Raw genomic sequence first — 12,668 nt, 5'->3', positions numbered from 1 at the left:
AGTTTATAAGAGACACGGAACCCGCCGCGTGCGTCAGCCGTCGTTCTCCGCCGACGGGATGTAGGCGCCGGGCACGTCGTCCGGCGCGAAGATCTCGTGCTCGCCGGGGTACGGCTTCGTCCAAGCGTGCGTCCGGTACCAGGTGAGGTGGTTGAGCTGCGCCGGGTTGGCGAAGTCAGGCCGGGCATCCGGGCCGGTCAGCCGCTGCCTGGACTGCCAGTCCTCCCACTCCGCCGCGAGGGACTGCTTGCCCGCCGGCACCTTCGTCGACGGGACGGCCGCGGCGTTCGGGTCCTGCGGGGCCGGGGTGTCCAGGCCGCAGGCGGGCGCGGTCTTCACGCCGTCGGTCAGCGGGGTCCGGTTCGGCAGCGCGGTGAACGGCGTGTAGTCCGCCTTCTTGGTGAACGCGCCGAACATCGGGGTGGCCGCGCTGTCCTTCTGGTTCATCGGGTGGATCCCGAGGATCTGCTCGATGGTGCGGATCATCGTGATCTGCGAGTAGTAACGGCTGTCGACGGTGCCGTGCCGGGCCCAGGGGCTGATGATCTGGATCGGGGCACGGTGGCCGTCGACGTGGTCGAGGCCGGCCTGGGAATCGTCCTCGACCACGAAGATCGCGGAGTCCTTCCAGTACTCGCTGTGCGAGATCTCGTCGACGATCCGGCCGACCGCGAGGTCGTTGTCCGCGACCTGGGCGGCGGGGCCCGCGGTTCCGCCGGTGTGGTCGCTGGAGAGCCAGAACATGTTCAGGTTCGCCGGACCGTTCTTCTCGAAGTCCCGCTTCCATATCTCGGCGCGGTAGACGTCCGGGACGCTGGTGTCGAACTTCGGGAAGCCGGGCACCGAGACGCTGTTGAGTGAGGGGATCGGGGAGGACGACACCAGGTTGTAGGCGGTGTCCTGCCCGGTGGCCCGCATGTTCTTGGTGTCGCAGTACAGGTTCTGCCAGGTCGCGCCGGCCGGCTTGGTGAGGAACTGGTGGAACTCGCCGAAGTCCCGCACGCTCTTGCCCACCGCCTGCGCGCCGCTCCAGATGAAGCCGGTGCGCTGGTGGCCGAGGGCGTCGTCCTCGGTGTCGTAACTGCGCGCGTACTCACCGGCCGAGGACTCGGTGTACTCCGGGTTGTCGGCCTGCATCAGCCAGTTGTGGCCCTCGGCGGAGTTCGTGCCGATGTCGTACGTGTTGTCGTACAGACCGAACTGCCGGGTCAGGGCGTGCTGGTTCGGCGTCACGTTCTCGCCGAACTCCGCGAGGGACGGGTCGCCGTTGCCCTGCGGGATGTCACCGAAGACCTGGTCGTAGGTCCGGTTCTCCTTGACGATCAGGAAGACGTGCTTGATCGTCGACGGGTCGCCCAGCCGCTGCGGGACGGCCACCGGCTTCGCGTGGCCCTTGCCCTTGTCCTTCGCGAGCTTGACCGAGCCGGTGGTCCAGCCGTTCTGTTGGAAGACCTTGGCCGTCTGAGCCTTGATGACCTTCTCGCTCGGCAGCGTGAACCGCTGGACGCTCGAGGTGGTGTCGTGAGTGCCGTGCCCGGCGCTGTTGGTGGGCCGGCGGGCGTCGATGCCGCGGGTGTTGGAGACCACGACCTGGTCGCCGACGGTGGCGATCTCCGCGGGGAAGTAGTCCGTCGGCAGGAGGCCGACGTAGCTGACGGGCTCCTGAGGGGAGTCGTACCGGTAGACGGCGACCGCGTTGGCGCGGCCCAGCGTCACCAGCAGGTGGCCGTCGTCGGTGAGCGTGACGGCGTTGGGCTCGTAGCCCACCGGCGACTCCGGCCACGGCTGGGTGGCGATGGTCTGGACGACCTTGTTCTTGCGGGTGTCGATGACCGAGACGTCGTTGGTGGCGGTGTTCGTGACGAACAGCGCGCCCTTCTTGGCGTACAGGGCGGTCGGGTGCAGACCCACGTCGATGCTCGCGACGGCGGCCGCCGGGTCGGCGAGGTCGATGACGCTGACCGTGCCGGTGGTGGTCGCGCCGGTCTTGGGGTCGGCCGGCACCTGGGTGCCGTACGAGTTGATCGTGGTCTCCCCGGGCTTCGCCGGCCGGCCGCCCTCGTTGCTGACGTACAGCTTGGAGCCGACCACGACCATGTCGCGCGGGGCGTTGCCCACGGCCCAGCTCCGCTCGACGGTTCCGCTGGCCGCGTCGATGGCGACCACGCGGTTCTGGCCGTTGACCGCCGCGTACACGGTGGAGCCGTCGGAGGAGAACACCGGCTCGCCCACCAGGGCGTGCTTGGAGCCGTCCGCCGGGATGGTGACGGACGTCGGGTCGGCGAGGCTGCCGTCCGGGTTCACGGTGAACCGGGTGTAGCCGTCGGTCTGGCCCAGCCACAGCTGCGTGCCGTCGGGCGAGTACGTGGGGCCCTCCTGGCCCACGCTGTTGCTCGCGATGCGCAGGTTCGCGGACGCGGAGTTGCCGACGAGCTGCTGGACCTTCCAGCTCTTCAGGTCCACGACGGCCAGTGCCACGCCGCCGTCGGTGACCGAGGCCGCGAGGTGGGTGCCGTCCGGGCTGACCGAGGACGACATGATCTTGCCGTTGTCGATGACGAGGCGCTCACCGTACGGGGCGATGTACTGGTCGCCGGAGACGACCTGACCCCGGTCGGTGACCTGGCCGACCTGGTCGTGGCCGAACTGGGTGGTCTGCGCGAAACCGATCCCGGTGCCGGTGGCGAGGACGACTGCGGTCGCGGCAGCCAGCGTGAGGCTTCTGCGGCTGCCGAACCGACGGCCGGGGAGGGCGTGGGTCTCCCTCTCGGCGTCCACGCGGCGGCGACGAGTGACCTGCATCGTGAGTTATCCCTTCGGGGAGGTGGCGAGCAGTTCGACGTTGCCGTCGAACTGCCAGAGCGGGTTCGGCGCGTCCCCCACCGGGGTCCGCACCAGGAAGTAGCCGTTGACTTCCTTCGGTCCGTCGCCGTCGGCGACGTACCGCCCGTCCGGAGTGACGTCGAGCTGGTAGATGGCCTGGCCCGTGGTCGCGACGCCGGGGAGGTGCCAGGAGACGACGCAGCGCCAGTCGTTGCCGGCGCCCTCGGCGCCGTCCGCGACGCTGCCCTTGGTGCACGCCGCCGTGGCCTTGAGCTGCTCTTCGGTGACGGCGGGGCGGTTGAGCTGGTCGGTCTGCATGCGGTACAGGTGCGCGAAGGCCGTGGCGACCGAGCGCTGCACCTTGTCCTGCTCGATCCCGGAACCCGTGGCCGGGGTCGTGACGGCGACGACGGCGACCGTCGCCGCGAGCAGCCCGGCCAGCGGCAGGGCGCCGGCGAGGAGCGCGCGGCGCGCCGAGCCGTCGTCGGTCAGGTTGGTGAAGTCGCGCCGCAGGAAGAGCAGGTAGGCCAGGACCGTGGCGGTCACGGCCCACACCAGGCTGACCGCGATGCCGATGAGCAGCGGTGCGAGCTGCTGGGGGCCGGTGAACAGGCCGTTCCAGGAGATGAAGGCGTATCCGGGCAGGGCCAGGCGTACGGCGACGGGGAGCGGCATCATCTGCGCGAGCTGCATCGCGAGGGCGACGAGCGCGGGCAGCAGCAGCCCCATCGGGGACCGCCCGAGGGCGATGGAGCCGAGCAGGCCGATCCCGGCCAGGGCCAGGGTCGGGGCGAGGGCGCAGGCCCAGGCGAGGAAGACCTGCCCGGCGGCGTCGGACGGCGTCAGCAGGTGGCCGTCGAGACCCACCAGGGGCTGGTTGCCGACCGCCACGACCCCGCCGACCGCGCTGGAGCAGGCCATCCCGGTCACGAGCAGCAGCAGGACGGTGAGGCTGGCCAGCGCCTTCGCGGCGAAGACCCGCCCCGGTGAGCGGACCGCCACCAGCAGGTGGCGCCAGGTGCCGAGCCGGTCCTCGGAGGCGAACACGTCGCCGGCGACCACGGAGGTCAGCAGCGGGAGCGCCCAGGTGCCCGCGAAGCCCAGCATCACCAGCGGCCCGGCCCATGCCGTCGCGTGCATCCAGCGGCCGAAGAGGGTGTCGACGGGGAGCGTGCTCTGCCGGCTCACCGCGGCGACGAAGAGCGCCGGCGCGATCCAGCAGGCCAGGACCAGCAGGCGGATCCGCCACTGCGAGACCAGCTTGACCAGTTCGAAGCGGTAGCCGCGCGACACCGGCACGCGGCGGGTCGGGACAACGTTGTCGGCGACGACGGTCGCGGCGGTCATCGACCGGCCTCCTGCTGCTGGGTGAGGGCGAGGAACGCCGCCTCGAGCGGGGAGACGACGGGCGCGAGTTCGCGCAGTGCGATGCCCGCCCGCACGAGACCCACCACGAGTTCGTCGACGGCGGGCACCAGCGCGCGCACGACGAGCACGCCGGCGTCGTTCCGCGGACCGGCGTCGTCGACGACGCGGACGCCGTCCGTGCCGAGGGCCAGTTCGCGGGCGGCGTGCGCGTCGGAGGTGAGCATCCGGTAGTCGAGTTCACGGTTCTCGGCGGCCAGTTTGCCAAGCGGGCCCGAGAAGACGACCCGCCCGGTGGCAAGGATGGTGACCTCGGAGCACAGCGCCTCCAGGTCGTCCATGCGGTGGCTGGACAGCACGACGGCGGTCCCCTCGTCCGCGAGACGGGTGAGGACTCCGTGGACGTGCTTCTTGCCCGCCGGATCCAGGCCGTTGGACGGCTCGTCGAGCACGAGCAGCCGGGGCCTGGTGAGCAGGGCGGCGGCGAGCCCGAGCCGCTGGCGCATGCCCAGCGAGAACCCGCGGGCCCGGTCGTCGGCGACGTCCGTGAGGCCGACCTGGGCCAGTACGTCGTCGATCGCGGCCGTCCGTGAGTCCTGCCCGCGGAGCGCTGCCAGCGCGGCCAGGTTCTGCCGGGCGGTGAGCGACGGGTAGAGGCCGGGCCCGTCCACGAAACCGGCGACACCGTCGGGTGCGGCGAGCGCCCGCCCGACCGGCGTGCCCAGGATCTCGAGGCCGCCGCCGTCGGCGACCGCGAGGCCCAGCAGCAGGCCGAGCAACGTGGTCTTGCCCGCGCCGTTCGGTCCGACCAGGCCGTGTATCTGTCCCTGCGTCACGTCGAGGTCGACGGCGTCGAGCGCGACGACGTCCCCGAAGCACTTCGTGATTCCGCGAGCACGGACTGCGAGGAGTGTGTCCATGAGTCCCTTCTTCCGCAACGCCCATGGACCTTAGGGAGAGCGCGGACCCCCGCCAGGGACGGTCGGTTGAATGGCCATTGAACGTATCGTCAAGACATCGGCAAGTCCGGGTTCGCGAAGTGGGCGCCACCGAGGCGGACTTGGACGTAACCGGACGCACGGCGCGAGCCGGGCGGACGTCCGTGAGATTTAGTAGCCATGTACATAGTAGCCATGTACTGTATCTGGTGTGAGTTCAGCAACGGAGAGCGCCACGCCGGGGTTCCTGGTCTGGCGCCTGTCGATGAAGTGGCGGGTGGCCGTCGACCGGGCGGTCGCGCCGCTGGGTCTGACGCACGCCCAGTACGCGGTGATGGCGTCGCTGTACGGCATGTCGCGCTCGGGGCTGCGGCCCAGTCAGCGCCGGCTCGCCGACCACACGGGACTCGAACCGCTCTACGTCTCCAAGCTCGCCCGGGCCCTGGAGACCGCCGGGCTCGTCACCCGCACCCGGGACCCCGGCGACCCGCGCGCCATGCAGCTGTCGCTCACGGAGCAGGGGCGCGAGGTCACCCGACGCGCGATCGACGTGGTCCAGGGCCTGCTGGACCGGTTGCTGGCGCCGCTCGGGGGCCAGGAGAGCCCGCGTACCCGGCAGCTGATCCACGAGCTGACGACCCTGATCGACGCACCTCTTGATCCGTACACCGAGAACGACGAGGAGCAGTCATGACCACCACCGCACCCACGGCCGACGGCCGTGTCGTCGCCCTGGCCCACTACGCCGCGCGCGCCCTCCTGGAGGGGGTGCTGACCCGCCACGGCGTCACGTTCCAGCAGAGCGTGGTGATCCGGGCCGTCGTGGCCGCGGGCGGGTCCACCGGCCGGGACGGACTCGTCCGCGACGTCGTCGGCTCGCTGAAGACCGGCGAGTCGGTCGTGCTCGGCGTGATCGAGGAGCTGACGGACGGGAAGCTGCTGGAGGAGGATCCGTCGGAGGCGTCCCGGATTCGGCTGACGGACGCCGGACGGCGGCTGTACGCGACCACCACCACGGAGACCGCCGCGATCTCCGCGCGGCTGTACGCCGGCATCCCGGCCGAGGACCTCGCCGTGGCCGGCCGAGTGCTGACCCTGGTCACGGAGCGCGCCAACGCGGAGCTGGCCGGGGTCTGAGCCGCCCGTGCCCCGGTCGCCGTTCCGGGACGTCCGCGGCCTCGTGAGAGGCGGGGCCCGGCGCGTCGTGCGGCGTGCCGGGCCTTCCGCGGATGGGGCTCGGTCACCACCAGATGACCACGTATCCGGGTCCACCGGGCCTGCCGGCAGCGCTTGCCGTGGTTCCGCCGTCCCCGCCCGTCCCCGGGTCCCCGAAGAGCGGCGGCCCGATGATCTGCGTCACCACAGGTGGCGGGACGATGCCGTTCACCGCGGGGGCGCCCTGACCGGTGGCCAGGCCGTGCTCGCCCTGGCGGCCGACGCTCGTGTCCAGCAAGGGCGGGCCGCAGAAACCGAAGCCCCCCGAACCTCCGGAGGCGAAATCACCGGACCCTCCCGTGCCGCCCGTGGCGATCGGGAACGCCAGGGTGCCGGGGGCGGCGGCCATCGATGTGATCCCGCCCTGGCTGCCTCCGGTGTTCGCGGCGGAGCCGCCGGCTCCGCCTTCGCCGATGGTGACCTGGTGAGGTTGTCCCGGCTGTACCTCGACGGTGCACCAGACGAAGCCTCCGGCGCCCCCACCGCCCCCGGTGCCGGGGCTGATGCCGCTTGTCCTCACTCCGGCGCCGCCACCACCGGCGCCCCACAGCTGGACGAAGACGGTGGTGACCCCGTCGGGCGGGACGAACGTTCCGCTGACGCCGAATTGCCGCAGACCGTGAACGGCACTGGACCCGGACGGCCCGACCGGCCCCTGCGGCCCGGCGGGACCGACGGAGCCCGGGTCTCCCTGCGGGCCCTGTGGCCCCTGCGGTCCGGCAGGCCCCATGGGACCGGGGTCACCCGATGGCCCGGCAGGCCCCGCGGCGCCCTGCTGTCCCGCAGGGCCGGGCTCGCCTGACGGGCCGGCGGGTCCCACAGGGCCGAGCTGTCCCGCCGGTCCCGCCGGCCCTGCCGGCCCCTGGGGGCCGGGTGGTCCCGGAGGACCGGGAGGACCGGGTCGGCCCCCGCGGGGCGGGCAGTAGCCGGGTACGGCCGGGACGAAGAAGCAGGGGAAGACGGAGCTCCGCGGGGCGGCGGCCGCGCGTTCCCCGGTGCCCGCGTACGCCATACCCGTCACGGCACCGGACGTCAGAGCCACACTCGCGGCCACCGTCCACACGCGCACGCTGCGCGGGCGGCGTCCCGCCGACACCGCTTCGCCGACTCGGCGGATCACAGCATCACCTCCAGGCTGGGGCTTCGGGGGCGGACCGCGCCGCCTCTCCCGCCGCAAGAATCGCCCCGGGAGCCATCTGACGCACCCTCAGCAGCCGACCGGGTGACGGGCTTCCGGGCCCGTCACGGGTGCGGGAGGCCGGCGGGCCGGGGTCGGACGACGTCATTCCGTGGTATCCAGGCCTGAGTTGGAGCGATCGACCGGCGGGGGAGAGAGCCGTGCGGACACTGGGCAGGGCGGTGCTGGCCGGCGTGGTGCTCGCCGCCGGGGTGCTGGGCGCCACGGGCTGCACCCTCACCATCGGCGAGACGGCCGGGGAGCCGGCGGACGTCTCGGTGGTCACCGCGACCGCCTCCGTCACGACTCCGCCGCCCGGAGCGCCGTCCAGCGCGCCGTCCGCGTCGACCGGCGCCTCCGCCCCGCCCTCGCCGTCCGCCCCGCCCTCGCCGTCCGCCCCGCCCTCGCCGTCCGCCCCGCCCTCGCCGTCCGCCCCGCCGAGCCGTACCGCGACACCGGTGCCCGTTCGCGGCCCGGATCAGAAACTGGTGGTGATGACCGTCAGCGGCGGCTTCGCCGGCGTCCATCAGCAGCTGATCCTCCGGGGTGACGGCACCGTCTACACCGGCCACAAAGGCGAGCCGGTGGTGCGCAGTGTCGGCGCCGCCCGCTTCAGGGAATTGCGGCTCCTGCTCGGCGACCCGGCGCTGGAGGACGTCCCGGACTTCACGATGAACATGGCGGCGAACGACATGTTCCAGTACACCCTGCAATTCAACGGCCGCACGGTCATGACGGACCGCTCCGGCAGGGAACCCGCGCTGGAACGGCTCATCGACGCCCTCAGCCGCTGGCTTCCGAAGGGCTGACCTGCGCCGTACCGCCGTGAACGAAGGAAATCGGCGTTCCGTACGTCGGGAATACGGAAAGTGAATTCCCCTGCGTCCGTGAGGCGGAAGTCACTGTTCTCCGCCCGAACGCGCCATCGGCGCCGTGTGAGAATGCTTGCGTCCAGATCGGGGTCCAGAACCAGAGAGCCGGAAAGTTCCGATGCAATCCTCGGTGTACACGGCCGACGTCGGCGGCGGCGCGCCCCGGGGGCTGGTGGGCCGCGCGGCGGACGTGGACCGGATCGAGGGGCTGCTCGGCTCGGTCGACTCCGGCGGTGCGGTGCTGCTGTCCGGCGATCCGGGCGTGGGCAAGACGGCGCTGCTCGGCCACCTCGCCCAGAGGGCGCTGGCGGCCGGCGCCAGGGTGCTGCGGGCCGCGGGTGCGGAGTCCGAGAGCGACGTGGAGTACGCGGCGCTCAACCAGCTCGTCTTCCCGCTGTGGGAGGAGGCCGACCCGCAGACCCTGGACCGGGCGCACCGCGAGGCCCTGCGGGTGGCCCTGGGCTTCGGCGAGGGCACACCGCCCGAGCGGTACCTCGTCTCGAACGGCGCCCTGGTGCTGCTCCGCCGTGCCGCCGCCGCGACACCGGTCCTGCTGCTCGTCGACGACCTCCAGGCGGTTGACCCGGCCAGCGCTGCCGTGCTGGGTTTCGTGGCCCGCCGGCTGGCGGGCAGCCGTGTCAGGTTCCTGGCCGCCGCCCGCAGGGGACACCGTGGGTGCGTGGCGGCCGGGGTACGGGCCGAGCACGAGGTCCTGCCGTTGGACGAGGACGCGTCGCGGCTGCTGGCGGGCGCGTTCCACCCGGACCTCGCCGGGCCCGTCGCCGAGTGCGTCGTCGCGGCCGCGCAGGGCAATCCGCTGGCGCTGGCCGAACTGCCGGCGGCCCTGACCGGGCCGCAGCGCGCCGGACTGGAGCGCCGGCCGTCCGCGCTGCCGCTCACCCGGCGGCTGCGCGAGGTCTTCGGCTCGTGCGTGGCGGTCCTGCCCGCGGCGACACGACGCCTGCTGCTGGTGCCCGCGCTGGAGGGGACGGGGGACCTGGCCGTCGTCCAGTGCGCCGCGCGAAGGCTCGGTGCCGGTGCCGATCTGGTGGACCTGGAGGCCGCCGAGCGCGACGGCCTCGTGCGGATCGAGGAGTTCGACCACCGCTTGAGCTTCCGGCACCCGCTGTTCCGTGCCGCGGTCGTCGACGCGTCCACCTCCGCGGAGCGCCGTCGCGTGCACCGTGAGCTCGCCGAGGTGCTGCACGACCGGCCCGACCAGCGTGCGTGGCACCTGGGGGAGGCGTGCGTCGAACAGGACGAGGACGTCGCCGCGTTGCTGGAGGGCACCGCCCACCGGGTCCTCCGGCGCGGTGACGCCATGGCAGCGATCCGTGCCCTCACCAAGGCCGCGCACCTGAGCCCCGGCGCGGCCGACCGGGGCCGCCGGCTCGCCGCGGCCGCCTACATACGCGCGGACGCCTCCGGCGAACTCACCATGGCCTCCCGCCTCCTGGACGACGCCCGCCGCTTTGGTTCCGACGACCGCGCGTCCCTCTACTCGGCGGCGGTCGCGGTCCATCGGCTGCTCGACGGCGAGGGCGACATCGACACGGCCCACCAGGTGCTCCTCGGCGCGATCGAGAACGGCGACCATCCCCACGGGGCGTGCGACCCGGCCCTCGAGGAGGCCCTGTACCTGTTGCTGATGCTGTGCTGCCTGGGCGGCCGGGAGGAGTTGTGGGCGCCCCTCCACAAGATCGTGGACCGGCTCGGACCGGACGCGCCCCGCCTGCTGGCGGTGAACGTCGCCACCCAGGGCGATCCGGCTCGTACCGCGCTGCCGGCCCTGGGCGACCTCGAGGAACTCATCGCGGGCCTGCCCCAGGAGACCGCCCCATCGAGGATCACGCGGATCGGCACGGCGAGCATCGCCGCCGACCGGCTCTCCGGGGTGCGCGACGCCGTCACGCGTGTTCCGTCCCAGGGGCGCAGGCAGATCGTCACCCTTCCGCTCCTGTGCACGGACGCGTTCCTCGCGGGCCGGTGGGACGACACGATCGAACTGGCCGACGAAGGACTGCGCCTGTGCAAGGAGCACGCCTTCGAGGCCGTCTCCTGGTACTTCCTGTACTACAAAGCCGTCGTCGCGGCGGCGCGCGGGGAAGCCGGCGTCGCGGAGGAGACGGCTGACGCGATGGCCTCGTGGGGCACGTCCCGTGGCGCGCACCACCTGGTGACCCTGGCGGAACACATACGGGTGCTGGTCGCGCAGGCGGAGGGCGACTTCGAACGGGCCTACCGGCACGCGGTCGCCATCAGCCCGGCCGGAGAGCTGGCCCCGTACACGCCGGTGGCGCTGCTGGTGGTCGGGGACGTGGTGGAGGCGGCCGTGCGCACCCAGCGTCCGGCGGAGGCCGCCGCCCACGTGGCCGCCGCCCGGCACGCCGGGCTCGCCGCGCTCTCCCCGCGCAGGGCCATGCTCGTCGACGCTTCCGCCGCGATGGCGGCCGAGGCGGACGAGGAGGCGATCGAGCTGTTCGAGCGGGCCCTGTCGCACCCCGGCGTCCAGCAGTGGTCCTTCGACCTTGCCCGCGTGACCCTGGCCTACGGCGAGCGGCTGCGCAAGGCGCGTTCGACCACCGACGCGAGGGCGTCACTGAGCGCGGCACTCACGACCTTCGAGCAACTCGGCGCATGCCCATGGGCGGAGCGGGCGAGACGCAGCCTGCAGGCGACCGGATGGATGGTCAAGCGCGCCGACGGCCCCGAGTCGGTCGGCCTCACCCCGCAGGAAATCGAGATCGCGCATCTCGCGGCCTCCGGTCTGACCAACAAGCAGATCGCGGAACGGCTCTACCTCTCCCCCCGCACCGTCGGCGGCCACCTGGGCCGGGTCTTCCCCAAGCTCGGCATCACCTCCCGGGCCGCGCTCCGCGACGCCCTGACGGGACTCGCCAAGCGATAGGCGCACCGACCCGTGGCGTTGTCGACGCGGGTGACGGACGGGTGGCCGTCGCGTGCGGAATCCGCCGCCGCGCGGCCACTGCACGGGCGGACAAGGGACCGTGCACAACGGGGCAAGGAGCCCGGGGGCGGTCCCTCCTACGGTCGAGGTGTCCCATCACGAATGGGGCGCCATTGCGCGGGTCCGGGACCGCTCGTGGATCCGTCGGATCCCGGCCCCGCGCACGGACCTCGAGGAAGTGACGCCGATGCCTGACATCGAACAGTTCGAGGAGGAGCCGGACGGCGGGCGGCCGATGCGGCACCTGGCCGTCGCGGGGGGTGCGGCATGGATCCTCGCCCTGTGCGCGGTCTGCGTGACGCTGCCCCTGTACTCGCATCCGAGCCTCGTGTGCGGGCTCGCACCGCTGGTCACCGCGGGCGTGGCTGCCGTGGTGATGGGCCGCGTGAAGGACCGGTACCGCCATGGTGCGGCACGGGCGCGAGCCGTGGCGGACACCGTGCGGCGGACCCTGCTGCGGCCGCTGCCCGGGCGCATCGGCGGGCTGGGCCTGGCCTCCGTGTACCGGGCCTGCGGGGGACGGGGACAGGTCGGCGGAGACCTCTACGCGGTGGCGCGGAAGGGCCCGACGACCCGCCTGATCATCGGCGACGTGTGCGGCAAGGGACTGCCCACCTTCGAGGACGTCGCGGCCGTGCTCGGGGCGTTCCGCGAGTGGGCTCCGCGCGCCGCGACCCTGCAGGAACTGTCGGCGCGCCTGGAGGAGAGCTTCCAGCGGCACCTGGCTGAGAGCGACGACGCCGCCCGCGACACCGACGAACGCTTCGTGACCGCGCTGCTGTTGGAGGTGTGCGACGGCGAGCGGCTCGCCCGCATGGTCAACCACGGCCATCCGCCGCCGGTACGGGCCCGCCGGGGGAGCGTCGCCCTGGTGGCGGGTCGCCCCTCGCCCCCGCTGGGACTGCGCGCCCTCCGGGAGTGCGGCGCCATCGAGGAATGCTTCGAACTGGCTCCCGGGGACACGCTGTTGCTCTACACCGACGGCCTCGTCGAGGCCCGCGACGCCGCAGGGCGCTGCTACCCGCTGCTGGACCGCGCGACGGCGTGGCGCTGGGTACGGCAGGGCCTGGCCCACCACGACTGCCTCCCGGACGCGCTCGGGGAGATCCTCCGGGACCTCGTCGACCACGCCGGTGCGCTCCCGGAGGACGATCTCGCGATGGTCGCGCTGACCCGGATGGAGGAGCCGGCCGCCGCGCTGCCCCGGCCCGCCGGTGAGGCCCGTCGCGAGGACACGGGGCAGCTGCGGCAGGAGTGATCACCTGTCAGGGTTGCCGGGGGAGGGGGCCGGTGGCCTGCAGGGGTGCAGC

The 12,668-nt window shown here is 72.8% G+C and carries 9 protein-coding genes; 5 read left to right on the top strand and 4 right to left on the bottom strand.

Translation table 11 applies throughout. From position 1 onward, the window contains the following. Positions 1-33: 33 nt before the first annotated feature. Genes ACFW3D_RS33855 through ACFW3D_RS33845 form a run of 3 tightly spaced genes read right to left on the bottom strand, consistent with a single transcriptional unit; the run spans position 34 to position 5,108 of the window. Positions 34-2,802, bottom strand: a complete 2,769-nt coding sequence (locus tag ACFW3D_RS33855) for a bifunctional YncE/alkaline phosphatase family protein (protein ID WP_500510907.1) — start codon at positions 2,800-2,802, stop codon at positions 34-36. Between the two features lie 6 nt (positions 2,803-2,808). Beyond that, on the bottom strand, positions 2,809-4,170 hold the full coding sequence (locus tag ACFW3D_RS33850) for an ABC-2 transporter permease family protein (protein ID WP_500510904.1): 1,362 nt from the start codon (positions 4,168-4,170) through the stop codon (positions 2,809-2,811). Beyond that, entirely contained in the window at positions 4,167-5,108 is a 942-nt protein-coding gene (locus tag ACFW3D_RS33845) for an ABC transporter ATP-binding protein (protein ID WP_500510902.1), read from the bottom strand. Before ACFW3D_RS33845 ends, ACFW3D_RS33850 begins: the two co-directional genes overlap by 4 nt. Before the next feature lie 229 nt (positions 5,109-5,337). On the opposite strand from ACFW3D_RS33845, the gene ACFW3D_RS33840 reads away from it, so the two are divergent. Then, the gene (locus ACFW3D_RS33840) at positions 5,338-5,820 is read left to right on the top strand and encodes a MarR family winged helix-turn-helix transcriptional regulator (RefSeq protein ID WP_500510900.1); all 483 of its coding nucleotides are present in this window, start codon (positions 5,338-5,340) and stop codon (positions 5,818-5,820) included. After that, positions 5,817-6,263: a MarR family winged helix-turn-helix transcriptional regulator gene (locus tag ACFW3D_RS33835; RefSeq protein WP_500510898.1), complete on the top strand. Its 447-nt coding sequence runs from the start codon at positions 5,817-5,819 to the stop codon at positions 6,261-6,263. Before ACFW3D_RS33840 ends, ACFW3D_RS33835 begins: the two co-directional genes overlap by 4 nt. A 103-nt stretch (positions 6,264-6,366) precedes the next feature. On the opposite strand, the gene ACFW3D_RS33830 is transcribed toward ACFW3D_RS33835, so the two are convergent. Continuing rightward, positions 6,367-7,071, bottom strand: a complete 705-nt coding sequence (locus ACFW3D_RS33830) for a glycine-rich domain-containing protein (RefSeq protein WP_500510895.1) — start codon at positions 7,069-7,071, stop codon at positions 6,367-6,369. Between the two features lie 608 nt (positions 7,072-7,679). On the opposite strand from ACFW3D_RS33830, the gene ACFW3D_RS33825 reads away from it, so the two are divergent. The 3 genes from ACFW3D_RS33825 (at position 7,680) to ACFW3D_RS33815 (ending at position 12,616) form a co-directional block, all read left to right on the top strand. After that, positions 7,680-8,327, top strand: coding sequence for a hypothetical protein (locus ACFW3D_RS33825; RefSeq protein WP_500510893.1), 648 nt, complete (start codon positions 7,680-7,682; stop codon positions 8,325-8,327). Between the two features lie 181 nt (positions 8,328-8,508). Beyond that, entirely contained in the window at positions 8,509-11,298 is a 2,790-nt protein-coding gene (locus ACFW3D_RS33820; protein ID WP_500510890.1) for an AAA family ATPase, read from the top strand. 247 nt (positions 11,299-11,545) lie between these two features. Beyond that, positions 11,546-12,616, top strand: a complete 1,071-nt coding sequence (locus ACFW3D_RS33815) for a PP2C family protein-serine/threonine phosphatase (protein WP_500510888.1) — start codon at positions 11,546-11,548, stop codon at positions 12,614-12,616. The last annotated feature ends 52 nt before the right edge of the window (positions 12,617-12,668 follow it).

It is taken from the genome of Streptomyces sp. NPDC058864, from assembly GCF_042742985.1.
GTDB lineage: Bacteria > Actinomycetota > Actinomycetes > Streptomycetales > Streptomycetaceae > Actinacidiphila.
This window is presented reverse-complemented; position numbering and strand designations above follow the sequence as displayed.